Annotated in this window: 20 protein-coding genes; 12 read left to right on the forward strand and 8 right to left on the reverse strand. The window is 72.1% G+C overall.

The genetic code is table 11. The features are described 5' to 3' along the window. Positions 1-11 precede the first annotated feature (11 nt). From I2501_RS28645 to I2501_RS28675, 7 genes are all read left to right on the forward strand, one after another. On the forward strand, positions 12-1,325 hold the full coding sequence (locus I2501_RS28645; protein WP_196197173.1) for a glycosyltransferase: 1,314 nt from the start codon (positions 12-14) through the stop codon (positions 1,323-1,325). A 425-nt stretch (positions 1,326-1,750) separates the two neighbouring features. Beyond that, positions 1,751-1,963 (forward strand): type A2 lantipeptide, encoded by a 213-nt coding sequence (locus I2501_RS28650; RefSeq protein WP_196197174.1) that lies wholly within the window; start codon positions 1,751-1,753, stop codon positions 1,961-1,963. A 122-nt stretch (positions 1,964-2,085) separates the two neighbouring features. Next, positions 2,086-2,895, forward strand: a complete 810-nt coding sequence (locus I2501_RS28655; protein WP_196197175.1) for an HlyD family efflux transporter periplasmic adaptor subunit — start codon at positions 2,086-2,088, stop codon at positions 2,893-2,895. Continuing rightward, positions 2,892-5,123, forward strand: coding sequence for an NHLP family bacteriocin export ABC transporter peptidase/permease/ATPase subunit (locus I2501_RS28660; RefSeq protein ID WP_408022795.1), 2,232 nt, complete (start codon positions 2,892-2,894; stop codon positions 5,121-5,123). Before I2501_RS28655 ends, I2501_RS28660 begins: the two co-directional genes overlap by 4 nt. A gap of 160 nt (positions 5,124-5,283) precedes the next feature. Continuing rightward, on the forward strand, positions 5,284-8,208 hold the full coding sequence (locus I2501_RS28665; protein ID WP_196197280.1) for an NHLP bacteriocin export ABC transporter permease/ATPase subunit: 2,925 nt from the start codon (positions 5,284-5,286) through the stop codon (positions 8,206-8,208). Positions 8,209-8,277: 69 nt separating this feature from the next. Beyond that, the gene (locus I2501_RS28670) at positions 8,278-8,844 is read left to right on the forward strand and encodes a TetR/AcrR family transcriptional regulator (protein WP_196197176.1); all 567 of its coding nucleotides are present in this window, start codon (positions 8,278-8,280) and stop codon (positions 8,842-8,844) included. Between the two features lie 35 nt (positions 8,845-8,879). Further along, complete coding sequence (locus I2501_RS28675) at positions 8,880-9,242, forward strand: cupin domain-containing protein (RefSeq protein ID WP_196197177.1); 363 nt, start codon at positions 8,880-8,882, stop codon at positions 9,240-9,242. 105 nt (positions 9,243-9,347) lie between these two features. On the opposite strand, the gene hutG is transcribed toward I2501_RS28675, so the two are convergent. From hutG to hutH, 3 genes are read right to left on the reverse strand one after another with little or no spacing between them, the layout of a single operon-like run. Further along, on the reverse strand, positions 9,348-10,340 hold the full coding sequence (gene hutG / locus I2501_RS28680) for a formimidoylglutamase (RefSeq protein ID WP_196197178.1): 993 nt from the start codon (positions 10,338-10,340) through the stop codon (positions 9,348-9,350). After that, complete coding sequence (gene hutU, locus I2501_RS28685; RefSeq protein WP_196197179.1) at positions 10,340-12,022, reverse strand: urocanate hydratase; 1,683 nt, start codon at positions 12,020-12,022, stop codon at positions 10,340-10,342. The genes hutG and hutU overlap by 1 nt, the downstream gene beginning before the upstream one ends. Positions 12,023-12,065: 43 nt before the next feature. Continuing rightward, on the reverse strand, positions 12,066-13,607 hold the full coding sequence (hutH, locus tag I2501_RS28690; protein ID WP_196197180.1) for a histidine ammonia-lyase: 1,542 nt from the start codon (positions 13,605-13,607) through the stop codon (positions 12,066-12,068). Positions 13,608-13,760: 153 nt separating this feature from the next. Here hutH and I2501_RS28695 point away from each other — a divergent pair, with 153 nt between their 5' ends. Then, a complete protein-coding gene (locus tag I2501_RS28695) occupies positions 13,761-14,522 on the forward strand; it encodes an IclR family transcriptional regulator (RefSeq protein WP_196197181.1) in 762 nt (253 codons plus the stop codon). A 113-nt stretch (positions 14,523-14,635) separates the two neighbouring features. Then, the gene (locus tag I2501_RS28700) at positions 14,636-14,983 is read left to right on the forward strand and encodes a hypothetical protein (protein ID WP_196197182.1); all 348 of its coding nucleotides are present in this window, start codon (positions 14,636-14,638) and stop codon (positions 14,981-14,983) included. Between the two features lie 7 nt (positions 14,984-14,990). On the opposite strand, the gene I2501_RS28705 is transcribed toward I2501_RS28700, so the two are convergent. Both I2501_RS28705 and I2501_RS28710 read right to left on the reverse strand, forming a co-directional pair. Further along, a complete protein-coding gene (locus I2501_RS28705; RefSeq protein WP_196197183.1) occupies positions 14,991-15,608 on the reverse strand; it encodes an SGNH/GDSL hydrolase family protein in 618 nt (205 codons plus the stop codon). 30 nt (positions 15,609-15,638) lie between these two features. Next, positions 15,639-17,216, reverse strand: coding sequence for a long-chain-fatty-acid--CoA ligase (locus tag I2501_RS28710; protein ID WP_196197184.1), 1,578 nt, complete (start codon positions 17,214-17,216; stop codon positions 15,639-15,641). A gap of 218 nt (positions 17,217-17,434) precedes the next feature. Here I2501_RS28710 and I2501_RS28715 point away from each other — a divergent pair, with 218 nt between their 5' ends. Both I2501_RS28715 and I2501_RS28720 read left to right on the forward strand, forming a co-directional pair. Then, on the forward strand, positions 17,435-18,085 hold the full coding sequence (locus I2501_RS28715) for a TIGR03086 family metal-binding protein (RefSeq protein ID WP_236047402.1): 651 nt from the start codon (positions 17,435-17,437) through the stop codon (positions 18,083-18,085). 123 nt (positions 18,086-18,208) lie between these two features. After that, positions 18,209-19,135, forward strand: coding sequence for a SigB/SigF/SigG family RNA polymerase sigma factor (locus tag I2501_RS28720; RefSeq protein ID WP_196197185.1), 927 nt, complete (start codon positions 18,209-18,211; stop codon positions 19,133-19,135). A 26-nt stretch (positions 19,136-19,161) separates the two neighbouring features. Here the strand turns inward: I2501_RS28720 and I2501_RS28725 are convergent, their stop codons facing one another. Together I2501_RS28725 and I2501_RS28730 are read right to left on the reverse strand one after the other, a co-directional pair. Then, entirely contained in the window at positions 19,162-19,593 is a 432-nt protein-coding gene (locus tag I2501_RS28725; protein WP_328806701.1) for an ATP-binding protein, read from the reverse strand. A gap of 126 nt (positions 19,594-19,719) precedes the next feature. After that, on the reverse strand, positions 19,720-20,103 hold the full coding sequence (locus I2501_RS28730; protein WP_196197186.1) for an STAS domain-containing protein: 384 nt from the start codon (positions 20,101-20,103) through the stop codon (positions 19,720-19,722). Positions 20,104-20,543: 440 nt separating this feature from the next. On the opposite strand from I2501_RS28730, the gene I2501_RS28735 reads away from it, so the two are divergent. Then, entirely contained in the window at positions 20,544-24,023 is a 3,480-nt protein-coding gene (locus I2501_RS28735; protein ID WP_196197187.1) for a HAMP domain-containing protein, read from the forward strand. A 23-nt stretch (positions 24,024-24,046) separates the two neighbouring features. On the opposite strand, the gene I2501_RS28740 is transcribed toward I2501_RS28735, so the two are convergent. After that, positions 24,047-26,320: a SpoIIE family protein phosphatase gene (locus I2501_RS28740; RefSeq protein WP_196197188.1), complete on the reverse strand. Its 2,274-nt coding sequence runs from the start codon at positions 26,318-26,320 to the stop codon at positions 24,047-24,049. Positions 26,321-26,599: the final 279 nt, after the last annotated feature.

Here is a 26,599-nt window from a genome sequence, read left to right on the forward strand (position 1 = left end):
TAGTGGGCGTCATGCGCGTTGCGGTGCTGACTGCGGGTTCGCGGGGCGACGTCGCCCCCTACACCGGACTGGGCCATGCCCTGCTCCAGGCCGGTCACGAGGTGACCCTGGTGACGCACGCGCGGTTCGCGCCGCTGGCGCGCGCCGCCGGACTGGGCTTCCACGCCCTCCCCGTGGACCCGCGTGCGGTGCTGGAGTCCTCCGCCGGGCGCGGACTGCACCGCAGCGCGACCGGCGCGGGCAAGCTCGCCCGGCTGGTCGCGCTCGCCCGGAGCAGCGTGATGGACCTCGCCGACGCGCTCGTCGAGCCCGCCGAGCACGCGGACGTGCTGCTGCTCTCCGCCGTGCTCGCGCCCCTGGGCCATGTCCTGGCCGAGGGGCTCGGCCTGCACACCCTCGGCGTCTATCTCCAACCACTGGCGCCCACCGGCGAGTTCGTCGCCCCCGTGACCGGGACGCGCTCCTGGGGACCGGTCGGCAACCGGGTCAGCGGACGGCTGGTCAACGCCGGCGTCGACGCGATCTTCATCGAGGCGGCCCGGATGCTGCGCACCCGCCTGGGCCTGGCGCGCGCGGGCGTGCGGGCGACCCGGCGGGCGCGCGAACAGCAGGGCTGGCCGGTCCTGCACGGCTTTAGCCCCCTGGTGGTGCCACGCCCCCGTGACTGGCGGCCCGGCCTGGAGATCTGCGGCTACTGGTGGCCGCACGACCCGCCGCTCGCAGCACCGCTCACACCGCTCACACCGCCGGACGGCACCCCGGACGCTTCGCCGGACGGCCCACCTGCCGCCGAACTCCCCTCCGCCCTCCGGGACTTCCTCGCCGCCGGACCGCCGCCGGTCTTCGTCGGCCTGGGCAGCGCCACCGTCCCCGACCCCGACCGCACCAGCGCCGTGATCGTCTCCGCGCTGCGCGCGGCGGGCCTGCGCGGGCTCGTCCAGCGCGGCTGGGCGGGGCTGCACGCCGAGGGCGACGACATGCTCACCGTCGACGAACTGCCGCATTCCCGCGTCTTCCCGCACACCGCCGCCGTGATCCACCACGCCGGTGCGGGCACCACGGCCGCGGTGCTCCGCGCGGGCGTTCCCTCCGTACCGGTACCGATCCAGTTCGACGCGGCGTTCTGGGCACGTCGCCTGACCGCGCTCGGCGTCGCCCCCGATGCCGTCCCGCTGCGCCACCTCACCGCCGACACGCTGGCCACCGCATTGCGCCGGGCCACGCAGTCGAGCACGCACCGCGACCGGGCACGCCAGTTGGGCACGCTCATCCGCGCCGAGGACGGCACGGTCGCCGTCCGGGCGCACCTCGACCGGCTGGCATGACGGTCCATCTGGCCCCATACCGGCGCCGACAGTTGAACAAACATCTCTCCTCAACCGTCACGCCACCCAAATCGGACAAGGCTGTTCGATTCAGGACAGACCAACTGGGTACGACATGCACGATTTATCCGCACCCGCAGGGCATCCGCGCCGAAGTGTGAAGAACGTGTCGATGCCGCACACAATCCGTGGCCGCTGCCGACACGTTTCAGTCGAAAACTTTCACGGAATATCCGGCACCCCAACTCGACGCGGTTCGGGCTGGCGTGCTTGGATCATTCCAATCACGGAACGGCAAGGGAGTGATCGGAATTCTCAGGATTCCGGCCGACCCTGACCGCCCGCTCCCCCACCCCTCCGTGGATACCGCCGAAGCGATTCGGCGAAACCCCGTGCAGTGCACAAAGCAACGAAGGGAAACGCACGTGCGCAACGTCACCCCCCAGGTCGAGACCCGCGAGATCTCCGACAACGAGCTGGACGCCGTCGCCGGTGGTGCGGGCCTGCTGGGCCTGGACGCCGTGGGTGTTGTCACCCCCGTCCTCGGCGCTGTCGAGTCCGTCCTCCCGATCGGCGGCCTGGTCGCCGGCGCGAGCCAGCTGGTCCCGTCGCAGGTCACCGGTCTCGCCGGCCTGTAATGTCTCATCCCGCTGCTCCGGACACACTCGTGCTCCGGGGCAGCGGTGTTGTGCTGTCCGCCCCTGCGCGGACGTTCCACATGAAATTCACGAACATGTAATGCGGTCGAAGGAAAAGGGAAGTGCAGTTTCGACAGAAGGCGCTTTCCAAGCTGCAGTCACCGGATGATCTCGATCTCCCGGTGCATTTGGCACGACCGCAGGGTCGAATGGTTCTCGCCGTCACCGTCGTGGTGATGGCCGCTGCCATTTTCTGGGCATTCCAGGGTTCCGTCTCGCCGGTGCTCACGGCCTCCGGAATCCTCACCTACGGCGAGGGCAGCTACACGCTGCAGAGCCCGGTGGCCGGTCAGGTCACCACGCTGCTGGCCAACCCCGGCGACCTGGTGGCCGCGAACGCCCCGCTGCTGACGGTCCGCACCGACCGCGGCACGCTCGAGACCGTGCGCGCCGTCGCCGCCGGCCGGGTGACCGAACTGGGCGCCAACATCGGCGCGGTGGTCACCGTCGGCGCGAACCTGGCCACGCTGGAGAAGGTGAACAGCCCCGACGACCCACTGCTTGCGGTCCTCTACCCGCAGAGCGGCAGCGCCCCGACGATCCCCGTGGGAGCCACGGTCGACCTGACGGTGCAGTCGGTCCCCTCGGACCGGTACGGCGTGCTGGAGGGCACGGTCCTCGCCGCCGGGACGGTCCCGCAGACCCAGCAGCAGATCGCCGACTTCCTCGGCGACACCCAACTCGCCTCCCAGTTCACGGCCCAGGGCCAGCCGCTCGCCGTGGTCGTCAAGCTCGAACGCTCGCCGGGCACCTCCTCCGGCTACACCTGGTCCCGCCCGCCGGGCCCGCCCTACGCCATCACCGACACCACCATCGTGAGCGGCACCGTGCACCTGACCGCGCAGCACCCGATCAGCTGGATCCTGCCGTGAGCGGGGGTCGACGCGCCGCCCAGCAACCCACCGCACGGCCCTCGCGGAAGGCGCCCAAGCAGCCGCGTCAGCGCAAGGCCAGGCCCGTCCGCAGCCCCAGCATCCTGCAGATGGAGGCCGTGGAGTGCGGGGCGGCCTCGCTGGCCATGGTGCTCGGACACTTCGGCCGCCATGTCCCGCTGGAGGAGCTCCGCGTCGCCTGCGGCGTCTCCCGTGACGGTTCGCGGGCGAGCAACGTGCTGAAGGCGGCACGCGGCTACGGCCTGACCGCCAAGGGCATGCAGATGGAGCCGGCCGCGCTGGCCCAACTGCAGCCGCCCTCCGTGCTGTTCTGGGAGTTCAACCACTTCGTCGTCTACGACGGCATGGGACGGCGTTTCGGCCGTCCCGGGGTGCGGATCAACGACCCCGCTCGGGGCCGGCGGTTCGTCTCCATGGAGGACTTCGACACCAGCTTCACCGGCGTCGTGCTGACCATGGAACCCGGCCCCGACTTCCGTCGCGGCGGCCGGAAGCCCGGGTTCGGCGGCGCGGTGCCGCTGCGCCTGCGCGGGCTGTCCGGGCCGATGTTCGCGGCGCTGCTGACCAGCTTCCTGCTGGTCGTGATCGGCGTGGTGACGCCCGCCCTGAGCCGGACCTTCATCGACGCGTTCCTGATCGGCCGTCAGGCCTCGCTGCTGCCGATCCTGCTCGCCTCGATGGCCGCGGCGCTGGTGCTGACGCTCGTGCTGACCTCGCTGCAACAGGCCAACCTGCTGCGCGCCCGCATGATCTCCTCGACGCTGAGCAGCGCCCGGTTCCTGCGCCATCTGCTCCGACTACCGGTCGGCTTCTTCGCCCAGCGCAGCCCGGCCGACCTGGTGCAACGCCTGCAGTCCAACGACAGCGTCGCCGAGACCCTCGCCCGGGACCTCGCCGGAGCCGGCGTGGACGCGGTCGTGGTCGTCGTCTACGCCGTCCTGCTGTGGAGCTACGACCCCCAACTCACCCTGCTGGGCGTGCTGATCGCGCTGCTCAACGTGGTGGCGCTGCGGGTGGTGGTCCGGGTGCGGGCCAGCGGTGTGCAGAAGCTGCGGGTGGACAGCGCCCGGCTCACCACGACCTCGTTCAGCGGCATCCAGCTGATCGAGACGATGAAGGCGACCGGCGGCGAGAACGGCTGGTTCCGGCGCTGGGCCGGACAGCACGCGAGCACCCTGGACGGACAGCAGCGGCTCGGCGTGCCGAGCGCGGTGCTCGCCGTCGTCGCGCCGACCCTGGCCGCGGTCAACAGCGCGCTGATCCTGCTGCTCGGCGGGCTGCGTGCGGTGGACGGGCAGATCTCCATCGGTCTGCTGGTCGCCTTCCAGGCGCTGATCACCAGCTTCACCGCGCCGGTCACCCGCCTCAACGGCGTGGCCGGACGCGTCCAGGACTTCGCGGCCGACGTGGCCCGGCTCAAGGACGTCGAGAACTACCCGGTCGACCCGGTCTTCTCGCGCCGGGAGGCGGGCCCGGACAGCCGTCGGCTCAGCGGGCACCTGACGCTCGAGGACGTCACCTTCGGCTACAGCCCGCTGGACGACGCGTTGCTCACCGACTTCTCGCTGACTGTCGGGCCGGGCCGCCAGGTCGCCCTGGTCGGTGGGTCGGGCAGCGGCAAGTCGACCGTGTCGCGGCTGATCGCCGGGCTCTACGAGCCGTGGGAGGGCGAGATCCGCATCGACGGCCGCCGCCTCACCGAGATCCCGCGCGGGGCGCTGTCGGCCTCGGTCTCCTTCGTCGACCAGGACGTCTTCCTCTTCGAGGGCACCGTCCGCGACAACGTCGCGCTGTGGGACCCGTCGATCACCGACGAGGCGGTCACCGCCGCGCTGCGCGACGCCGCCGTGCTGGACGTGGTCTCCCGTCGTCCCGGCGGCCTCCGCAGCCGGGTGGAGCAGGACGGCCGCAACTTCTCCGGCGGCCAGCGGCAACGGCTGGAGCTGGCGCGGGCCCTGGTCCGCGACCCCAGCATCCTGGTCCTCGACGAGGTGACCAGCGCGCTGGACGCGGAGACCGAGCAGCAGATCATCGACAACCTGCGGCGGCGCGGCTGCGCCTGCGTGGTGATCGCGCACCGCCTCAGCACCGTCCGCGACAGCGACGAGATCCTCGTCCTGGACCACGGCCGGGTGGTCGAGCGCGGCCGTCACGAACAGCTGGTCGCCGTCGGCGGCCCGTACGCACAACTGGTCAGGGAGCGCTGAGGTGTCCTCCACGGACCACACGACGACCGGCGGGCACTGGGGTGACCCGTCGTCCACGGGCGAGATCTGGGCCCCCGATCCGGCGTCCACCGGCGAGATCTGGGCCGCCGACCCGTCGACGACGGGCGAGATCTGGACGGACCCCGCGTCCACGGGCCAGATGCCGACGGCCCAGCCGACGCCGCAGCCGGCTCCGAACCCGGCGCCCACGCCGCTCGATCCCGTCGTCCACGCCTTCGGCACCCTCGGCAACACCGTCGACTGCACCGGCGTACGCGCGCTCCCGCTCACCGGGCCGGAGGCGCTCTGGCTGGTCGTGGAGGGCGCCATGGACCTCTTCGCGGTCGACGCCGCGCACGAGGGCCGCTGGCACTTCCTCGGCCGCCTCGAAACCGGAACGCTGCTGCTGGGCGCGGTCCCCGGCCCGCAGCACACCCTCGTCGGCAGGCCGGTGCCCGGCTGCCGGTTGCACCGCATCCCGCTCCGTCAGCTGAACATGACGGGCTATCAGCAGCCCTACCAGCAAGGCTACGGACAGGGTTTCGGGCAGGGCTACGCGCAGGACCACACCCAGGCGTACCAGCAGTGGCCGACCGAGGCCGCTCCGGGCCCGCTGGAGCAGGCCTTCTCCCTCGGCTTCGGCCGCGGGCTGAGCGTCCTCTTCGGCACCCGCGACATGACGTCGGGGCACGGCCTGGACGAGGTGCTGGACGTGCCGGTGGCGGCGGGCCAGCTCCAGTACGGCACCGTGCCGGTGCCCGGGCTGCCGATCGACCTGCTGATCGACCCGGCGCTCTGGCAGGACCTGGTGAACCAGCAGACCAGGCTGCTCCACGCGATGGACCGCTGGATCGAGGAGTCCGAACGCGCCCACGAGGACCGCGCGTCGGCCGGTCTCCGGGCCGGCGAGGCGATCCGCGCGGAGGCCGACCGGGCGCTGCTGACCTCCATCGAGGGCCGCAGGAAGGCGGGCAGGGCAGCGTCGGCGTCCGAGGCGCTCTCCGCCGCGGAGTCCTACGACGCCGCGCTGACCGCCTTCCGCCAGGTCGCCGCCGCCGCGGGGATCACCGTCACCGCCCCGCACGCCGGCGTCGCGGCGGGCTCCGGGGCGGAGGAGCGCGTCGACCCGATCGAGCGGATCGCCGAGAGCTCGCGCGTCAGGACCCGCACGATCCGGCTCAGCGGCGCGTGGTGGCAGGAGAACGCCGGTCCGCTGGTGGGCTACCGCGCCGCCAGCGGCACGCCGGTGGCGCTGCTGTGGCACCGCGGCGCGTACCGGACGGTCAACGCGGGCTCGGGCCGCCGGATGAAGGTGGACGCGGACAACGCCGAGTCGTTCGCGCCGCGCGCCGTCATGCTCTACCGGCCGCTGCCGGAACGCCCGCTCACCGCCTGGCGGTTGCTCGCCTTCGGCGTCCGCGGCAGCCGGGCGGACCTGCGCGACCTGACGATCGGCGGCCTGTTCGCCGTGCTGCTCGGCGCACTGGTCCCGATCGCGACCGGCCAGGTGCTGGGCGTGCTGGTACCCGACGCGCGCAACGACCTGATCGTGCAGGTCTCCACGGCGCTGGTGGTGGCCTCCGTCGTGTCGGCGGCGTTCATGATGCTGCAGAACATCTCGCTGCTGCGTCTTGAGGGCCGCGTCGAGGGCTCGCTGCAACCGGCGGTCTGGGACCGGCTGTTGCGGCTGCCGACGTCGTTCTTCGCGGACCGCTCCACCGGTGAGCTGGCCAGCGCGGCGATGGGCATCAGCGCCGTCCGCAAGGTGCTGTCCGGGATCAGCTCGGTGGCTGTTCAGGCGGGCGCTGCCGCACTCGTCAACCTGGTGCTGCTGCTCTGCTACAGCGTGCCGCTGGCGCTGACGACCCTCGGGCTGCTGATCCTGGTCGGGGCCGCGTTCCTCGCGCTCGGGCTGTGGCAGGTGCGGTGGCAGCGCAAGCTGGTCGAGCTGACCAACAAGCTGAGCAACCGCTCCTTCCAGACCCTGCGCGGCCTGCCGAAGCTGCGCGTGGCTGCTGCCGAGAGCTTCGCCTACGCCGCCTGGGCCGAGGAGTTCGCGCGCAGCCGGGAGCTGCAGCGCAAGGTGGGCCGGATCAAGAACCTCACCACCGTGCTCAACGCGGTCTGCCTGCCGCTGACCACGCTGGTGATGTTCGCCCTGCTCGCCGGTCCCGCCAAGGGCACGCTGGACGCGAGCAGCTTCCTGACCTTCACCTCGGCCGTCACCACGCTGCTCGCCTCCATCACCCAGCTGACCGGCGCGCTGGTCTCGGCGGTGGCGGTGCTGCCGCTCTTCGAGCAGATCAAGCCGGTGCTCGACGAGCTCCCCGAGGCCTCCGAGGGCGACGCCGACCCCGGTCGGCTGACCGGCGCGATCGAGGTCGAGCACCTCAGCTTCCGGTACGGCGACGGCCCGTCGGTGCTCGACGACGTGTCGCTCCGGGTGCTGCCGGGCGAGTTCGTCGCCGTGGTCGGCGCGAGCGGCAGCGGCAAGTCCACCCTGCTGCGGCTGCTGATCGGCTTCGAGAAGCCGGTCTCCGGCAGCGTCCGCTACGACGGCCAGGACCTGGCCGCCCTCGACCGGACGGCCGTGCGCCGGCAGTGCGGCGTGGTGCTGCAGAACTCGCAGCCGCTGACCGGCTCCATCCTCGACTGCATCCGCGGCACCGAGGCGTTCACCGTCGAGGAGGCGTGGGCCGCCGCGGCGATGGCGGGCCTGGACGAGGACATCAAGCGCCTGCCGATGGGCATGCACACGGTGCTGACCGACGGCGGCGGCACCGTCTCCGGCGGCCAGCGTCAACGCCTGATGCTGGCCCAGGCGTTGATCCGCCGCCCGCGCCTGCTCTTCCTGGACGAGGCCACCAGCGCCCTGGACAACGAGACCCAGCGCATCGTCATCGAGAGCACCCGCGAACTGCAGGCCACCCGCGTCGTGATCGCCCACCGCCTCTCCACCGTCCTGGACGCGGACCGGGTCCTGGTCATGGCGGACGGCCGCGTCGTCCAGCAGGGCCCGCCCGCCGAACTCCTCGCCGACACCGAGGGGTTGTTCCACCAGCTGGCCCGGCGGCAGATGCAGTGAGCGCCCGTTCGCGGGACGTCTTCCCTTGTTCGCGTGCGCTCTGTACCTACTAGTATGTACGATGGTTGCATGAGCACGAAGGACCGCCTCATCGAGAGCACCCGCGCACTGCTGTGGGAGCGCGGCTACGTCGGCACCAGCCCCAAGGCCATCCAGCACGCGGCCGGGGCCGGGCAGGGCAGCATGTACCACCACTTCTCCGGCAAGGAGGAGTTGGCGCGCGCCGCCATCGACCGCACCGCCGAGGAGATGCGCGCGGGCATCGACGCCCAGCTCTCCGGGCCGGGCACGGCACTGGAGCGCATCACCGCGTACCTGCACCGCGAGCGCGAGGTGCTGCGCGGCTGCCCGATCGGCGGCCTCACCCAGGACCCGGAGGTCATGGCCACACCCGCCCTCCGGGAGCCGGTCGACCAGACCCTGTCCTGGCTGCGCGCCCGCCTCGCCCAGGTCGTCGCCGAGGGCATCGCCGCCGGGGAGTTGAGCCCCGCGCTCGACCCCGCCGCCACGGCCTCGTCCGTCGTCGCCACCCTCCAGGGCGGCTACGTCCTCGCCCGGGCGGCCGACAGCCCCCAGCCGTTCGACCAGGCCGTCGAGGGCGTCCTCGCCCTGCTCCGCAGCTCCGCACCGCGCTGACCCGACACGCCACGCCACGCCACGAAGGAGTCACCATGGCCACCGAGACCGACCAGACCGTCCCGCCGCTCAACCGAGTCGTCGTCTTGGACCAGAAGCTGCCCGAGCCGCTGACCGTCGAGCGCGTCGAGATCCGCCGCATCACCATCGCCGCCGGGCACACGACCGGCCTGCACATCCACAACGGCCCGGTCTTCGGCACCATCGAGTCCGGCACTGCGCTCTACCAGATCGAGGGCGAGGCCCCGGTCACGCTCGGCCCCGGCGACGTCTTCTACGAGCCGCAGGACGTCCGCATCGCCACCTTCGAGCCGGTGGGCGACAGCGAGGTGGTCTTCTTCGCCTTCTTCCCCCTCGCCGCAGGCATCGACGCCAGCCTGGTCCTTCCGGAGGCATGACCGCCGCGCCCCTTCAATTTCGAAGGAGCGGGGCAGGGTTGAAGGCCGCCAGGCTACGGCTGTCCCATGGTCACGCAGCCTGGCGACCGGTCTGTGACCGGGGCGTCAGCCCCTGGCCCGCGCCGGGGTGCTCTGCGCCGAGGTCACCAGGATGCGGTGGACCAGGCGCGCGGCGGCGCGGGCGGTGCGGGTGTCGACGTCGAGGTCGGGGTTGAGCTCCGCGACGTCGACGAGGAGCGGCTTGCCGCTCGCCGCGACCTTGGTGCAGACGTGCTCGACGATCTCCATCGGCACGCCGTAGGCGGCCGGGGCGCTGACGCCCGGGGCCGCGGCGGCCGGGAGGACGTCGAGGTCGATCGTCAGGTGCACCACGTCGCAGCTGTCCAGGAACTCCTCGACGAAGGCGTCGACCCGGGTCCGCTCCAGCGCGCCGCACTCGGTGTCGGTGAGGTAGCGGACGCCGAGCTGCTCCGCAGTGCGGAACAGCGTCTCGGTGTTGCTGGGCTGACTGATGCCCAGCACCCAGTAGTTGAGCCGACGGCCGGCCGCCTCCTCGTCCCGCGCCATCTGCAGGAACGGCGTCCCGGAGCTGGGCCGGGGCTCGTCGCGCAGGTCGAAGTGCGCGTCGAGGTTGAGCACGCCCAGTCGCGCGCCGTCGCGCAGCAGACCGCTGCCGGCGATCCCGAGGTAGCTGCCGTAGGCGACCTCGTGGCCGCCGCCGAGGACGGTGACCCGCAGGCCCTGGTCCAGCAGCTCGGCGACCACGTCGCCGAGGCGGCGGTGGCCGCCCTCCAGGTCGTCGTCGGCGACCTCCACGTCACCGACGTCCACGGCCCGCTGACGCTGCGGCAGCGCCATCGACGCGAGCGCGGCGCGCAGCGTGCGGGGTCCGTCGGCTGCGCCCTGACGTCCCTTGTTGCGGCGGACGCCCTCGTCGCTGCGGAAGCCGACGAACGCCGCGTCACCCGGCGCGGCCTCGGCGTGGTCGAGGGTGACCACGTGGTGCCAGCGCAGATGCTCGGCGCCGGGGCCGTCGTCGCGGCCCGACCACACGGTCGGGGCCACGTCGACGGCCACAGCCAGGCTGGACGCCACCATCAGGCGTCGCCGCCTTCGCGCATCGGGCTGTGCTTCATGGGGATGTGGACATCGCGCTCGCCGGCCACCTCGGCGGCCAGGTCGTAACCCGCGTCGACGTGGCGGATGACGCCCATGCCCGGGTCGTTGGTCAGCACCCGACGGATCTTCTCCCCCGCGAGCTTGGTGCCGTCGGCGACGGAGACCTGACCCGCGTGGATGGAGCGGCCGATCCCGACACCGCCACCGTGGTGGATCGACACCCACGACGCACCCGACGCCACGTTCACCATCGCGTTCAGCAGCGGCCAGTCCGCGATCGCGTCGGAACCGTCCAGCATCGACTCCGTCTCGCGGTAGGGGGAGGCCACCGAGCCGCAGTCCAGGTGGTCACGGCCGATCACGATCGGCGCGGACAACTCACCCGAGGCGACCATGTCGTTGAACCGCTCACCGGCCTTGTCCCGCTCCCCGTAGCCCAGCCAGCAGATCCGCGCCGGCAGGCCCTGGTAGTGCACCCGCTCCTGCGCCATCTTGATCCAGCGGTGCAGCGACTCGTTCTCCGGGAACAGGTCCAAGATCGCCTGGTCCGTCTTCGCGATGTCCTGCGGGTCACCCGACAGCGCCGCCCACCGGAACGGCCCCTTACCCTCGCAGAACAGCGGACGAATGTAGGCCGGGACGAAGCCGGGGAAGTCGAACGCCCGGGAGTAGCCCGCCAGCTGGGCCTCGCCACGGATCGAGTTGCCGTAGTCGAACACCTCGGCGCCCTTGTCCTGGAACCCGACCATCGCCTCGACGTGCTTGGCCATCGCCTCACGCGAGCGCTGCGTGAACTCCTCCGGCTTCTCGGCCGCGTAGGCGGCCATGTCGTCGAACGCGACACCCACGGGGAGGTAGGACAGCGGGTCGTGCGCGGAGGTCTGGTCCGTGACGATGTCGATCGGCGCGTCCATCGCCAGCAGCGCGGGAACGAGCTCTGCGGCGTTGCCCAGCAGGCCGATGGAGAGCGGCTTGCGGGCGTCGCGGGCCTCGACCGCCAGGTCCAGGGCGTGCTTGAGGTCCTTCGCCTCCACGTCCAGGTAGCGGTGTTCGATCCGACGCGAGATGCGGGAGGGGTCGCAGTCGATGCAGATCGCGACACCGTCGTTCATCGTCACCGCCAGCGGCTGGGCGCCACCCATCCCACCCAGACCCGCCGTCAGCGTGATCGTTCCGGCCAGCGTGCCGTTGAACCGCTTGGCGGCGACCGCCGAGAAGGTCTCGTAGGTGCCCTGCAGGATGCCCTGCGTGCCGATGTAGATCCACGAACCGGCGGTCATCTGCCCGTACATGGTGAGCCCGAGCGACTCCAGGCGACGGAACTCCTCCCAGTTCGCCCAGTCACCCACCAGGTTCGAGTTCGCGATCAGCACACGCGGCGCCCACTCGTGCGTCTGGAACACGCCCACCGGACGCCCCGACTGCACCAGCATCGTCTCGTCGCCCTTGAGCGTCTGCAAGGTGCGCACCATCGCGTCGTACGAACGCCAATCACGGGCCGCCTTACCCGTACCGCCGTAGACGACCAACTTCTCCGGATGCTCCGCAACCTCCGGATCCAGGTTGTTGTTCAACATCCGCAGGGCGGCCTCCTGCTGCCAACCCAGGGTGCTCAGTTGAGTGCCGCGTGCGGCACGGATCGGCTCGGTGCGAATGTCCATGTCGAAGTCCTTGCTACGTAAAGGGAGAAGAGGGAGAGCGAGATCAGTGCAGGCGGCCGGTGACCGACTCGGCGGCGGCCAGCGCGCGGCCGTCGGCGACGTACTGCACGGCGGCCTCGATCTCGGGGGCGAGGTAGCGGTCGGTGCCGGGGCCCTCGACGTGCTCGCGCAGGCCGGCGCGGACGGCAGCGGTGGCCGGGGCCGGGGTGAGCGGGGCACGCAGGTCCAGCGCGCGGGCGGCGGTGAGCAGTTCGATCGCCAGGACGCGGGTCAGGCCGTCGACGGCGCGGCGCAGCTTGCGCGCGGCGGACCAGCCCATGGAGACGTGGTCCTCCTGCATCGCCGAGGACGGGATGGAGTCCACCGAGGCGGGCGCGGCCAGGCGCTTCAGCTCGGAGACGATCGCGGCCTGGGTGTACTGGGCGATCATGTGGCCGGAGTCCACGCCCGGGTCGTCGGCGAGGAAGGCGTTCAGGCCGTGGCTGCGGGCCACGTCGAGCATCCGGTCGGTGCGGCGCTCGGCGACCGAGGCGATGTCGGCGACCGAGATGGCGAGGAAGTCGAGCACGCAGGCGACCGGCGCGCCGTGGAAGTTGCCGTTGGACTCGACCCGGCCGTCACGGGTGACGACGGGGTTGTCGACGGCGCTGGCGAGCTCGCGGTCGGCGACGGTCTCGGCGTGGTCGAGGGTGTCGCGGGCGGCGCCGTGGACCTGCGGCGAGCAGCGCAGCGAGTAGGCGTCCTGCACGCGGGTGCAGTTGGCGGGGTCGCGGTGGCTGGCGACGATCTCGGAGTCGGCGAGCACCGCGCGCAGGTTGTGGGCGCTGGCGGCCTGGCCGGGGTGCGGACGCAGGGCCTGCAGGTCGGCGGCGAAGACGGCGTCGGTGCCGAGCTGGGCCTCGACGCTCATCGCGGCGGTGATGTCGGCGGTCGCGAGCAGGCGGCGCAGGTCGTGGGCGGCGAGGACGAGCTGGCCGAGCATGCCGTCGGTGCCGTTGATGAGGGCCAGGCCCTCCTTCTCCTTGAGCACGACCGGGGTGATGCCCGCGGCGGCCAGCGCCTCGCCGGCCGGGAGCAGCGTGCCCGCGGCGTCGCGGACCTCGCCCTCGCCCATGACGGCGAGCGCGCAGTGGGCCAGCGGGGCCAGGTCGCCGGAGCAGCCGAGGGAGCCGTACTCGCGCACGACCGGGGTGATCCCGGCGTTGAGCAGGTCGGCGTAGGCCTGCGCGGTGGACAGCCGGACGCCGGTGCGGCCGGTGGCGAGGGTGGAGAGACGCAGCAACATCAGCGCGCGGACGACCTCGCGCTCGACCTCGGCGCCGGAACCGGCGGCGTGGGAGCGGACCAGGCTGCGCTGGAGCTGCGCCCGCAGCTCGTGCGGGATGTGACGGGTCGCCAGCGCGCCGAAGCCGGTGGAGACGCCGTAGTGGGGCGTGACGTCGTCGGCGAGGTCCTCGATGACCTTGCGGCTGCGGGTGATCTCCTCCTGAGCCTCCAGGGAGATCTCGACAGCGGCCCCGAGACGGGCGACGGACACGACTTCGTCGGCGGAGAGCGGGCCGACCCCGACAAGCACCTTGTTCATGGCATCTATGAAGCACCAGGTCAACAGGGTCACAACAGGGGTTTGGGCAGGCTTGTGTCTGGGATCCCAGACATTTGGCCGCTGCGGCGTCTCGGATACCAGACTCGGCTTCCGGACTCGGAAACCGGTCGCCGACGCGGTTACGCTCCGGACATGTCCATCGTGCCCGCGGCGGCCCAGGTGTTGGCCGTCCTCAGGTATCTCGCCCGCCAGGCGGCACCGGTCCCGGCCGCCACCATCAGCCGCGACGTCGGGCTGCCCCGGTCGACCACCTACCACCTGCTCGACACGCTCGCCGCGGACGGCTTCGTGGTCCATCTGCCCGAGGAGCGCCGCTACGGCCTGGGCGTCAGCGCCTTCGAGCTGGGCTCCGGCTACTCCCGGCAGGCCCCCTTCCAGCGCCTGGCCCGGGTGCCGCTGGCCCGGCTGGTCGACCGCACCGGCCACAACGCCCACCTGGCCGTCCTGCACGGACGGGAGGTCCTCTACCTGATCGAGGAGCGCGCCCCCGGACGCGCGCCGCTGGTCACCGAGGTGGGCGTGCGGCTTCCGGCGCAGCTCACCGCGAGCGGCCGCGCGATGCTGGCGCTGCTGCCGAACGCGCAGCTGCGGGCGCTCTTCCCGGACGCGACGGCGTTCGTGCAGCGCACCGAGGTGGGCGGGCCGCGCTCACTGACGGCGCTGCGCGCCCGGCTGGTCGAGGCGCGCAGGATCGGCTTCGCCACCGAGGACGGCGAGGTCACGCTCGGCTTCTCCTCCGTCGCCGCGGCAGTCACCGACCGCACCGGCCACCCCGTCGCGGGCGTGGCGATCACCTACGAGAGCGGCTCCGTCGACGCGGCCCAACAGGAGCAGTTGGCCGCCGAGGTGACCCGGACGGCACGGGAGCTTTCTCGAAGGGTGGGCGGCCGTTGACGCCCAAATGATTCGACTTATACATTCGAATTACCCGTGAATAGGCTGATGCAGACGGCAGCGACCGACCCGCCTTCCTCACGACCGGCTCCGTCTGCCGAAGGGAACCTGAGATGGACGCCCACGCCGATCCCACCTCCTCCACCGAGCCCGAACCCATGCGGGCGGCCGAGGCGGTGGACGAGAACGTGTACGACAGCGTCCACCGCCTGCGCGCCGACGCCTGGGCCTCCCTGGAGGAGGCCGCGCGCCGCCTGGCCACACTGCCGCGCACCAGCGACGCCCGGCCCGACCTCGACGCCCGCGTCGAGGAGCTGCTCGACCTGCTCGGACCGATCGAGAGCTGCTGGTCCGCGCCCGGCACCGCCGCCGTCCGCGAACTCCGCGCACTCCACCGGGCAGGTGATGCACGGAAACTGACGGATCGTCTGACCGAGGTCCGTCAGCCGTTCTCCGGCTGAAACAGGCCTACAGCGGGTCGAGTTCGCCCAGCCCGAGGGCGCGCAGGGTGTCGTTGGCCATCGCCAGGTGGCCGGCCGCGTTCGGGTGGATCGGGTCGTCGAGCCAGGCGAGCGGCTCGGCGTCCGGGAAGCGGGCCAGCCAGTGGGCCTCGTGGTCGACGAGCAGGGCGTCCGTCTCGGCGGCGAGCTCGCGGACCGCCTGGCAGTAGGCGGGCTGTTCGCCGCGCTCGTCACGGCCCGCCATGCTCACCAGAGCCGGGGTGTGCAGCACGATCTGCACGCCCTCGTGGTCGCTCCGGGTCTTGGCGATGATCGTGCGCATCGCCTCCCGGAACTCGTCGAGCCCGTCCAAGCCGGCGCGTGCGTCGTTGGTGCCGAGCGAGATCGACAGCACGTCCGGCCGGAACCGGCCGATCAGGTGCTCGTAGGAGCCGAGGACGGCGGGGGCTCGCCAGCCGGAGACGCCGGTGTTGACCACGATGTCGGTCAACCGGTCGAGCTGGAAGCGGATCCGCTCGTGCACGTGCTCCACCCAGCCGCGTTCGCCGTGGGTGTGGTACACCGCCTGGGTGATGCTGTCCCCGGCCATCACCCAGGTCATGGGCTCGCTGGAAAGCCTGATCACGTCGTCCTCCCCGATCGTCCCTGCACGTTCCTACCCTTGCTCGGCGGCCTCAGTCGCCTCCGCCGCCCGCAGACGGCGGTCCCGCAGCTCACGCTTGAGGATCTTCCCCGCGCCCGAGACCGGGAGCGCCGCCGCGAACTCGACGCTACGCGGAACCTTGTAACTCGCGATCAACGACCGCACGTGCCGGCGCAGTTCGTCCTCCGTGGCCGCGGCGTCCGGCCGCAGGACGACGACCGCGTGGACGCGCTCTCCCCACAGCGGGTCGGGCAGGCCGATCACCGCGACGGACGCGACCGCCGGATGCTGGGCCAGCGCGTTCTCCACCTCCGCCGAGTACACGTTCTCGCCACCGGAGATGATCATGTCCTTGAGCCGGTCCGTGATGAAGACGTACCCGTCCTCGTCCATGTAGGCCGCGTCGCCGGTGTGCATCCAGCCGTCGCGCAGCGCGAGGGCCGTCTCGTCCGGACGGTTCCAGTAGCCGAGCATCAGGTGGTCACCCCGGCACAGCAGTTCGCCCACCTGACCGCGCGGCAGCTCCTCGCCGTCCGGACCCGCCACGCGGACCTCGCAGTGCGCGGCGGCCCGCCCGGCGGAGCGGAGCAGCCTGCCGCCCGCGCGGTGCTCGTCCGCGCCCAGGACGGTGATCATGGCGGTCTCCGTCATGCCGTAGCCCTGGGTGAAACTCGCCTGCGGGAAAAGCTCCATGGCCCGCCTGAGCAGCGACTCGGAGACCGACGACGCGCCGTACCCGATATGGCGCAGCCCACCCAGGTCTGCCGTGGCGGCGCCCGGGTGGTCGACCAGCATCTGCAGCATGGTCGGCACCAGTCCGACCGAGGTCACACCGTGCCGCTCGACCGCCTCCCACACACCGTCAGGAGTGAAGGCAGGCAGGAACACCGCCGTCCCGCCGACCATGACCTGCGTCAACCAGCCCAGCAGCGCCGCGATGTGGAACATCGGAGCGCAGACCAACTGCGACCCGCCGGGAACGGCGGCGGCGCGGGTCACCTGGGTGCCCAAGGTCGAGGTCACCAAGCTCCGGTGACTCACCATCACACCCTTGGGCGCGCCCGTCGTGCCGCCGGTGTAGAGCAGCGCGGCCAGGGTTTCCCCACCCGCGCGCAGGTCGGCCACCGGCTCGGCGGCGGCGATCAGGGCCTCGTAGTCCTCGTAGTCCTCGCAGTCCTCGCAGGACGACGCTCCCGCGTCGTCCCCGCAGTGCACCACGGTCCTCAGCCCCGGACAGCGCTCGCGCAACGCGGGCACCAGTCCGGCGAAGTCGTCGTCGACGAAGAGCACCAGGGAGCCGGAGTCGTTCAGGCCGTAGGCGATCTCCTCCACGCTCCACCGCGTGTTGACGGGATTGACCGCGACGGCCGTCCACCACGCGCCGAAGAAGATCTCGTGGTACCGGTCCGAGTTCCTGGCCAGCACCGCCACGCGGTCGCCCGGCTCGACGCCCAGCCCGCGCAGCGCGGCGGCGAGGCGGGCGACCCGGTCGACCACCTCGCGGGCCGTCCGCGCACGACCGCCGCAGACGGTCATGGTGCGCTCGGGCGCGACCTGGAGCTCGCGGTGAAGCGCCTGGGTGAGGTACATGCGGCACCGTTCCGGGGACAGCGGGTGGGGGCAGTGACTGAGGGACGCTGAGTGATCGACATTCCGGCCGCCTCGCACTCTTCCCGATCCGGTTGCACTGCGCAATGGCCCGCAGGTCGCGCCGACGGAAACGGGGACCGTCCACGTGTGAAGGGCGCTGGACCGGGCACTCTCCCAGTCCGGGCGCAAGCCCGGAGAGGTAGTCGAGGAGTGACGACATGGTCACCTACGGTCGGCGGATGCGGGCGCTCGCCCAGGAGTCGTACGCCCAGCAGTCACGCACCAAGGAAGCCGAGCAGACACTCGCCCAGCAGTACGGCGCGGCGCTGGACCAGTTCGGGCGGTTGGTCCGCCTGGTCGAGCCGCAGCAGTGGGGGCTGCCGACGCCCTGCCGGCAGTGGACCGTCCGCGACCTGGTCAATCACGTGACGGTCGAGCAGCGTTGGGTGCCACCGCTGCTGGCGGGTACGCCCGCGACGGCGGTCGGCGACCGACTGGAGGGCGACCTGCTCGGCTCCGACCCGGTCCTCGCCTGGAAGCAGGCCGCAGCCGAGGCGGAGGAGGCCGTGCACGCCGACGGCGCGCTGGAGCGTACGGTCCGGCTCTGGGAGGGCCCGGCCCTCGCCGCGCACCTGTGCAGCCAGCTGGCCATGGACACCGTCGTGCACTCCTGGGACCTGGCCCGCGCGATCGGCGCGGACGAGCGCCTCCCGGGCGGCCTCGTCGCCTTCGCGCTGCGCGAGGTCTCCGCGTATCCGGACCGCTTGGCCGGGTCGGGCCTGTTCGACAGCCCCCGCGCGGTCCTGCCGGGCTCGGACGCGCAGACCCGCCTGCTGGCCCTGACCGGCCGGGACAGCTCCCCCGTGTGACCACACCGCGTGGCGGCCGAGTCTCCAGCCGAGCATCCGGCCGAGGAGCGGGCCGAGCGTCCGGCCGAGGTCTCGGAAGGCGCCCGCTCGCTTGGGGACCCGTGACAACGGGTAGGTGGGGGAATGGGCCCGTCGGAGTCGGACGGACCCGCACGCCGCCGCCGGGACGGCGCGCCTGCCTCCCGAGGATCCGCTTCCATGCCCGCTTCCCCGTCACCCTCGGCGTCACCCTGGCCGACCGCCGGCGCCGAGCCGATCCCCTGCCGACTGCCGTCGGCACACGCCGTGGACACCGAGGACGCCCGCTCGCTCTCCCGTGAGCTCTTCCGACGTCTCGGCCAACTCGACGAGGGCACAGCGGACTACTCGTACGTGCGGAACACCCTGGTCGAGCTGAACCTGGCGCTGGTCCGCTACGCGGTCGCGCAGTTCCGCCACCGCAACGAACCCACCGAGGACCTGCTCCAGGTCGGCATCGTGGGACTGATCAAGGCCATCAACCGCTTCGATCCCACCCGCCACGTCGAGTTCTCCACGTTCGCGCTGCCGACCATCAGCGGCGAGCTCAAACGGTTCTTCCGGGACACCACCTGGTCGGTACGGGTGCCACGCCGCTTGCAGGAGCTGCGGCTGAGCCTGGCCAGGGCCCGCGACGAGCTCTCCCAGCAGCTCGAACGCCAGCCCACCGACGCGGAGTTGGGCGAGTACCTGCACATCAGCGCGGCGGAGGTCGCCGAGGGCGTGGTGGTGAGCAACGCCTACATCGCGGGCAGCCTCGAAGCCCCCGACCGGGAGGAGTTCGAAGGCCTCCAGAGCCGCCGGACCAGCTATCTGGACCAGGGGCTGGAGGGCGTCGAGAACCTGGAGAGCCTCAAGCCCCTGATCGCCGCCCTTCCGGAGCGGGAGCGCACGGTGCTGGCGCTGCGCTTCACCGCGGAGCTGTCGCAGGCGGAGATCGGCGAGCGGCTCGGCATCTCGCAGATGCACGTGTCCCGGATCCTGTCGCGCACCCTCAAGGACCTGCGCAAGGCGCTGCTCGCCGACGAGTGAACACCCCGCCTCGCCCACCGGCCGGCTCAGGCGCGGTCGATCTCGAACCAGACGGCCTTGCCCTCCGACCGGGTCTCGCTGCCCCAGTTCCGCGCGAGCCGCTCCACGACCCGCAGGCCGTGACCGCCCGGGCGGGCCGGAACGGCGAGTGGCCGCAGCGTCGGCGGCTCGGGGCTGGGGTCGAGGACCTCGATCCGCAGCCCGCCGTGTCCGCTGCCGGACACCGCCAGCTCACTCGGGCCCCCGGCGTGCAGACAGGCGTTGGTCACCAGCTCGGAGGTCATCAGCAGCACGTCCTCGACGACCGCGAGCTGCTCCTCGCCGGGATCGTCGAGCCATCCGCGCGCGGCCAGGCTCGCCTGGACAAAGTCGCGACACCGGCCGACCACGCCCGTGGCGTCGATCAGCACCAGCCGGTCCACCGGCAACTCGTCGGTGGCACCGCGCGTCTGCTCCACCGCGCTCCTCCCTTCGTGCCTCGCGTCGTGCCTCGTGCCTGCATCCTGACGTAACCTGCCCCGTGCTGTCCCGGAACCGCGCGGTCCAGGAACCCCTGCCGTCCGCCGCTCAGTCCGCCGCCGCGCTCAGTCCGCCGCCGCCGTGCGGGCCTCGGCGAGCGAGGCGTAGCGCGGGAAGAGCGTCGCGGCTCCGGTGATCTCGAAGACCCGCGCCACCCGCGGGGTCATCCCGACCAGGGCGACGATCCCGCCGCGCGCCTGAGCGCGGGTCCGGGCGTCGAGCAGCAGGTTGATCCCGGTCGAGTCGCAGAAGTCCAGGCCCGAGCAGTCCACCAGGACCCGGGTCGCCCCCGCGTCGTCCCAGCGCGCGAACGCGGTCCGCAACGTGGGAGCCGAGTCGTGGTCGAGCTCGCCGGTCAGCCGGAGCACGCTCTCCCCCTGCTCCCCCGGGCTTCCGTTCTCGGTCACCGTGAACCGCCCGACGGCGGCGCCACCAGACTCCAAGGTCATCCTCTCCCGATCTCCCCGTCCCGACCGTGCCGTCGGTGCCATGTCGGCAGGTGAAGGTGGTGCTGCGGCCTCATGGTGCGCAGCGCCCGTTCGAGTCTCTCGTCGTCGCGCAGCTCCTGCTCGATGTCGGTGAGTGCCCGTCGCTCACGCCACGAGAGTGCCGGTCCGTGCTGTGCCTCCACGACGTGCCTCCTCACTCCGCTGGTCTGTTGGTCCGCTGGTCCGTTGGTCCGCTGTCTGTCCGTCGTGCCGCTGTCGGCGGTCGCCACTGTGTCCGCGTCTGCCCATCCTGCGCCCCGCTATGCATCGCGTAGGGCCCGCATATGGTCCGGGTACGGTCCGCGTCGTCCGGTTCGTGTCGCCCGGTCCGGACGGCTGCGTCCGGAGAGCGGTCGTGGAACGATGAGGGAAGCCACACTCGCTCTGCGGAGAGGCCGGACATGGACACTCCCCCGCCGCCCGCTCCCGACGTGCCGAACCCCTCCGACACGCCCGACGAGCGGAGCCAGGAGGGACTGCGGCAACTGCTGGCGGGCCTGACCGCGGTGCGCGACGGCGACTTCTCGGCCCGGCTGTCCCCCGGCGGGGACGGGCTGCTGGCCGAGATCGCCTTGGTCTTCAACGGGATGCTGGACCAACTGACCCTGGTCACCTACGAGGTGACCCGCGTCGCACAGGAGGTCGGCGGCCAGGGCAGGCTCGGCGGGCAGGCCCAGGTGCCGGGCCTGCGCGGCGTCTGGCGGGAGCTCACCGACTCCGTCAACGGGATGGCCCGTAACCTCACCGACCAGGTGCGCAACATCGCCCAGGTGACCACCGCCGTGGCCAAGGGCGACCTGACGCAGAAGATCGAGGTCGACGCGCTCGGTGAGATCCTCGCGCTGAAGAACACCGTCAACACCATGGTCGACCAGCTCTCCGCCTTCGCCGACGAGGTCACCCGCGTCGCCCGCGAGGTCGGCACCGAGGGACGGCTCGGCGGGCAGGCGCGCGTCCCTGGCGTGGCGGGGACCTGGAAGGACCTGACCGACAACGTCAACGTGATGGCGGGCAACCTGACCAGCCAGGTGCGGGCCATCGCCCAGGTCGCGGGCGCGGTCGCGGGCGGCGACCTGAGCCAGAAGATCTCGGTGGACGCGCGCGGCGAGATCCTGGAGCTCAAGACCACCATCAACACCATGGTCGACCAGCTCTCCGCCTTCGCCGACGAGGTCACCCGCGTCGCCCGCGAGGTCGGCACCGAGGGCAAGCTGGGCGGCCAGGCCACCGTCCGCGGCGTGGCCGGGACCTGGAAGGACCTGACCGACAACGTCAACGTGATGGCGTCCAACCTGACCCATCAGATGCGGTCGATCGCCCAGGTCGCGCAGGCGGTGGAACGCGGCGACCTGTCCCGGAAGATCTCCGTCGAGGCGAGCGGCGAGGTCGCCGGGCTTGCCGAGGCGATCAACACCATGGTGGACATGCTCTCGGCCTTCGCCGACGAGGTGACCCGCGTGGCGGGCGAGGTGGGCACCGAGGGCCAGCTCGGCGGCCAGGCGCGCGTCCCGAACGTCGCGGGGACCTGGAAGGACCTGACCGACAACGTCAACTCCATGGCCACCAACCTGACCAACCAGGTCCGCAACATCGCCCAGGTGACCACGGCGGTCGCCAAGGGCGACCTGACCCGCAAGATCGACGTCGACGCGCGCGGCGAGATCCTGGAGCTCAAGACCACCATCAACACCATGGTCGACCAGCTCTCCGCCTTCGCCGACGAGGTCACCCGCGTCGCCCGAGAAGTCGGCACCGAGGGACGCCTGGGCGGCCAGGCCAAGGTGGAGGGCGTCTCCGGCACCTGGAAGCGGCTGACCGAGAACGTCAACGAGCTGGCCGGGAACCTGACCCGGCAGGTCCGGGCGATCGCCGAGGTCACCAGCGCCGTCGCGGAGGGCGACCTGACCCGCTCGATCACGGTGGAGGCGCCGGGTGAGGTCGGCGACCTGAAGGACAACATCAACGCGATGGTCGAGTCGCTGCGCGAGACCACCCGTACCAACCAGGAGCAGGACTGGCTCAAGACCAACCTGGCCCGGATCTCCGGTCTGATCCAGGGTCCGCGCAGCCTGACCGCCGTGGCCGAGCTGGTGCTGGACGAGTTGACGCCCCTGGTCGGCGCGCAGTTCGGGGCCTTCTACCTGGCCCAGGAGGGACCGGACGGGCCGCTGCTGATCCGGGTCGGCTCCTACGGCGCGCCGAGCGGACAGTCCGTCAGTTTCCGGCTGGGCGAGTCGCTGGTCGGCCAGTGCGCCCGCAGACGCCGCACGTTGCTGATCGAGGACCTGCCGACCGACTACCTCTCCATCTCCTCCGGCGCGGGCAGCGCCGCGCCCGCCTCGCTGATCCTGCTGCCGATCGTGATGGAGGACCAGCTGCTCGGCGTCGTCGAACTTGCCTCGCTACGGCCGTTCTCGCAGGTCCACCGGGACTTCCTGACCATGGTGACCGAGGCGCTCGGCGTCAACGTCAGCTCGCTGGTGGCCAACACCCGCACCGACGAGCTGCTCACCGAGTCCCGCCGGCTCACCGCCGAACTGACCGAGCGGCAGCAGGAGTTGCAACGCTCCAACGCGGAGTTGCAGGAGAAGGCGGCGCTGCTGGCCGACCGCAACTCCGACATCGAGACCAAGAACCTGGAGATCGAGCAGGCCCGGCAGGAGCTGGAGGAGCGGGCGCACCAGCTGTCGATGGCGTCGATGTACAAGTCCGAGTTCCTGGCCAACATGAGCCACGAGCTGCGCACCCCGCTCAACAGCCTGCTGGTGCTCGCCCAGTTGCTGGCCCAGAACCCGGGGAGCAATCTGACGGACAAGCAGGTCGGCTACGCCACCGTCATCCACTCGGCGGGCTCGGACCTGCTGGAGCTGATCAACGACATCCTCGACCTGTCCAAGGTCGAGGCGGGCAAGCTCGACGTGAACCCCGAACCGTTCGCGCTGCGCCCGCTGCTGGACTCGCTGGAGACCATCTTCCGTCCGCTCACCGCCGAGAAGGCACTGGAGTTCCGCGTCAGCACCGGCCCCGACCTGCCGGAGCAACTGGTCACCGACGAGCAGCGACTGCGGCAGATTCTGCGCAACCTGCTCTCCAACGGGGTCAAGTTCACCGAGACCGGCAGCGTCGAACTGCGCGTCGAGATGGCCGCGCCGGACGCGCTGCCGGACGAACTGCGCGGCGGGCAGCGGGTGGTGGGGCAACGGGTGGTGGCCTTCCGGGTGGAGGACACCGGGATCGGGATCGCCGAGGAGCACCTCGACAGCATCTTCGGCGCCTTCCAGCAGGCCGACGGCACCACCAGCCGCCGCTACGGCGGCACCGGCCTCGGTCTGTCGATCAGCCGTCAGATCGCCCGCCTGCTGGGCGGGATGATCCACGCCGAGAGCACGCCGGGCCAGGGCAGCAGCTTCACGCTGCTGCTGCCGGTCCGCGCGCCGAAGACGGCACTTCCGCCGCAGCCGGTTCCGGTGACCGCGACGACGACGCGTGGGCCACGGCTCGGGGACGAGCTGGAGGGGCGGGTGGCGCTGGTGGTGGACGACGACGAGCGCAACGTCTTCGCCCTGTCCGGCCTGCTGGAGCTGCACGGCGCAAACGTCGTCCACGCCCGCGACGGACAGGAGGGCTTCGACGTGCTCCAGGCCCGCACCGACGTCGACGTGGTGCTGATGGACCTGATGATGCCGGGCCTGGACGGCTACGCGGCCACCGAGTTGATCCGGTCGGTGCCCCGGTTCGCGGACCTGCCCATCATCGCCGTCACCGCCAAGGCCCTCCCGGGCGACCGCGACGACATCCTCGGCGCGGGAGCGACCGACTACGTGGTCAAGCCCGTCGACGCGAACGACCTCCTGGACCGGGTCCGCCGCCATCTGCGCTGACGGCCACCCTCACTGACGCATCGTCAATTCAACCGGACCAGCACCAGGCTCGCGTCGTCGTCGGTGTCGCCGACCGCCGCGGCAAGCAGCGCGTCCGCCTGCGCGTCGAGGTCGGCGTCCGGTGCGAGCTGCTCGACCACGCGGCAGAGCAGCGCGAGCGCGTCGTCCAGGGAGGAGTGCCGCCGCTCGATCAGCCCGTCGGTGAAGAGCAGCAGCAGGTCGCCCCGCCGCAGCTCGATCTGCGCCTCGCCGTAGTGGACGTCCGCCACCGCGCCGAGCAGCAGGTGGGGCGCCGCCTCCAGCAGCCGCGCCCGGCCCTCGCGCAGCAGCAGCGCGGGCAGATGGCCGGCGCTGGTCCAGTGCAGCAGCCGGTCCTCCGGGTCGAAGTGGCCACAGACGGCCGTGGCCGTCGGATGCCCGGAGCTGCGCAGCGTCACCTCGTTGAGCCAGTGCATCAACTCCCCCGGCTCACCGCCCGAGACCGCAAGTCCGCGCAGCGCGTTGCGCAGCGCCACCATGCCGGTCGCGGCCTCGATGCCGTGACCCGCGACGTCACCGACCGCGATCATCACCCGGCCGTCGGGCAGGCCCAGCATGTCGTACCAGTCGCCGCCGACCCGGTACTCCTCGGCCGCGGGCCGGTAACGGGCCACGACCTCAAGGCCCGGGAAGCCGCGGAGGTCCGGCTGCTCGGGCACGATCGCCTGCTGCAGTTGCAGCGCGAGCCGGTGCCGCAGCGCCGCCTGGGCCTGCGCCGAGCCGAGCGCGTCGAAGGTCGCGGCGAGCGCCTCCTCCGTCTGGTACTGCAGCGACACGTCCTGGAAGAAGCCGGTCAGACCGGTCAACGTGCCGTGGGTGACCAGGGGTTCGGCGATCAGCCGGACGTGCCGGACGCCGCCGTCGGGACGCGGGATCCGCAGCACGCCGCTGACGCCGTCCAGCCGGGCGGTCAACGTCTCCAGCATTCGGGCGAGTTCGGGCCGGTCGTCGGCCACCAGCAGGTTGGCCAGCTGCTCCAGCGGGAAGGGCTCGGCCTCGGCGGGCAGTCCGAGGCACGGGGCGACCAGCTCGCTCCACTGGGTCACCCCGCGCGCCGTGTCGTCCTCGAACGCCGCCAGCGAGCCGAGCCGCCCGGCCCGCTTCAGCACCGTGAAGCTGTGGTCGCGGTTCTCGGTGTGCCAGAAGACCAGGCAGCGCTGGGCGGAGAGGGCCAGCACGCGGACGTTGAGCATCGGCGCGCTGTTCGGCCGCCGGACGTGCGGCAACCGGTCCACGCGCTGGACCGCGCCGTTCCGGTGGGCGTCGGCGACCATCGCCGCGAGCTCCTCGGCGGTGGTCGGCAGCACGTGGCTGAGCGGCCTGCCCACCGGCCTCGGCACGCCGCTGCTCAGCCGGTAGGCGGCGGCGTTGAGGTACTCGACGAACAGCCCCGGCCTCCGGCCGCGCCGCAGCGTCATCGCCGGTTCCGCCAGCAGGTCCAGCGCCGAGGCCAGCACCGGGAGCGAGCCGCCCGGATCGGTGGTCTGGTCCCCGCGCGCGAGCACCCGGGCCAGCACCTCCACCAGGCCGAGGACCCGGCGGCGCAGGTCCGCGTCCAGCTCCCGGGGGCCCTGCCAGGCGACGAGGACGACGCCCACCGAGCGGCCCTCGTGACGCAACGGCAGCAGGGCGCGCGCGGACGCCCGGTCGGGGCCCGGGAGTTCGTGCGGGTCGAGGACGCCGACCGGCAGCCAGAGCGGGGTGTCGTCGTCGAGCGCCTGCTGCGGCTTGGCCCGCCACTGCGGCGGAATCTGCCCCCACTGCGCCCGCACCAGCGGCGGGAACCCGGCGGAGCCCGCCAGCCGCAGGCAGTCACCGGCGGCCCGACGCCACAGCAGCAGCCCGCGCACGCCCAGCGGATGCAGCTCGCCGAGCACGGTCGCCGCCAGCTCGTCCAGGTCGGCGTCCGCCTCGGCCGCGCTGGCGACCCGTCGGCGGGCCCGGGGCTCCGGCAGCAGATGGGCGTGGCTCCCCGGTTCCCCCGGCTTGACGACGTCCTCGCCGCAGGCCGCGTTGACGATGTCGGCGGCCAGGTCCGCGAGCGGGAGTCCGGCCCCGACCGCGAGCCGCCGCAGCGCCTCCCCGGCGACCGCGGGTTCCACGCCCTGCTGCGCCACCAGGACCCCGGTCGCGAGGTCCAGCAGCCGCCGCCCCTCCGTCCGCGCGAGCTCTGCCGCCAGGTCCAGGTAGGCCGACGCCGTGCCGGGACCTTCGCCGACGTCGCCGTCACCGTCGCGCAGCCGACCGTCCCGTGCCATCACGCCTCCTCCGCGCCGCGTACGGGTCCGCCCTACCAGTCTGCGCGTCCGCCCGGCGGGTGCCGCGCGCACGGTCGGTGGGAAAGTCTCGCCGAAAGCAAAAGATCCCTGTCCGACCTGTGAAGGTGCAGGGAAGTTGCGCGCGAGGCGTTTCCCGCGCCGAAATGCGGACAGACGCGGATGGGCGCTCCAGACCGGCGGTCTGCCCGCGCGCGGCCCGATGTCCGCGAGCGCCCACCAAAGCACTTCCGGCCGGGCCGGAGGCGCCGGGCTGGAAGC

Origin of the sequence: Streptacidiphilus fuscans (assembly GCF_015690355.1) — a bacterium.
Lineage (GTDB): Bacteria > Actinomycetota > Actinomycetes > Streptomycetales > Streptomycetaceae > Streptacidiphilus > Streptacidiphilus fuscans.

What these genes read in the sequence shown, in the direction of transcription:
- I2501_RS28645 (WP_196197173.1), top strand. Translation starts at nt 12, where the DNA reads ATGCGCGTTGCGGTGCTGACTGCGGGTTCGCGGGGCGACGTCGCCCCC.
- I2501_RS28665 (WP_196197280.1), top strand. Translation starts at nt 5,284, where the DNA reads ATGCCGACGGCCCAGCCGACGCCGCAGCCGGCTCCGAACCCGGCGCCC.
- I2501_RS28670 (WP_196197176.1), top strand. Translation starts at nt 8,278, where the DNA reads ATGAGCACGAAGGACCGCCTCATCGAGAGCACCCGCGCACTGCTGTGG.
- I2501_RS28675 (WP_196197177.1), top strand. Translation starts at nt 8,880, where the DNA reads ATGGCCACCGAGACCGACCAGACCGTCCCGCCGCTCAACCGAGTCGTC.
- hutG (WP_196197178.1), bottom strand. Translation starts at nt 10,340, where the DNA reads ATGGTGGCGTCCAGCCTGGCTGTGGCCGTCGACGTGGCCCCGACCGTG.
- hutU (WP_196197179.1), bottom strand. Translation starts at nt 12,022, where the DNA reads ATGGACATTCGCACCGAGCCGATCCGTGCCGCACGCGGCACTCAACTG.
- hutH (WP_196197180.1), bottom strand. Translation starts at nt 13,607, where the DNA reads ATGAACAAGGTGCTTGTCGGGGTCGGCCCGCTCTCCGCCGACGAAGTC.
- I2501_RS28695 (WP_196197181.1), top strand. Translation starts at nt 13,761, where the DNA reads ATGTCCATCGTGCCCGCGGCGGCCCAGGTGTTGGCCGTCCTCAGGTAT.
- I2501_RS28700 (WP_196197182.1), top strand. Translation starts at nt 14,636, where the DNA reads ATGGACGCCCACGCCGATCCCACCTCCTCCACCGAGCCCGAACCCATG.
- I2501_RS28710 (WP_196197184.1), bottom strand. Translation starts at nt 17,216, where the DNA reads ATGTACCTCACCCAGGCGCTTCACCGCGAGCTCCAGGTCGCGCCCGAG.
- I2501_RS28715 (WP_236047402.1), top strand. Translation starts at nt 17,435, where the DNA reads ATGGTCACCTACGGTCGGCGGATGCGGGCGCTCGCCCAGGAGTCGTAC.
- I2501_RS28720 (WP_196197185.1), top strand. Translation starts at nt 18,209, where the DNA reads ATGGGCCCGTCGGAGTCGGACGGACCCGCACGCCGCCGCCGGGACGGC.
- I2501_RS28730 (WP_196197186.1), bottom strand. Translation starts at nt 20,103, where the DNA reads ATGACCTTGGAGTCTGGTGGCGCCGCCGTCGGGCGGTTCACGGTGACC.
- I2501_RS28735 (WP_196197187.1), top strand. Translation starts at nt 20,544, where the DNA reads ATGGACACTCCCCCGCCGCCCGCTCCCGACGTGCCGAACCCCTCCGAC.
- I2501_RS28740 (WP_196197188.1), bottom strand. Translation starts at nt 26,320, where the DNA reads ATGGCACGGGACGGTCGGCTGCGCGACGGTGACGGCGACGTCGGCGAA.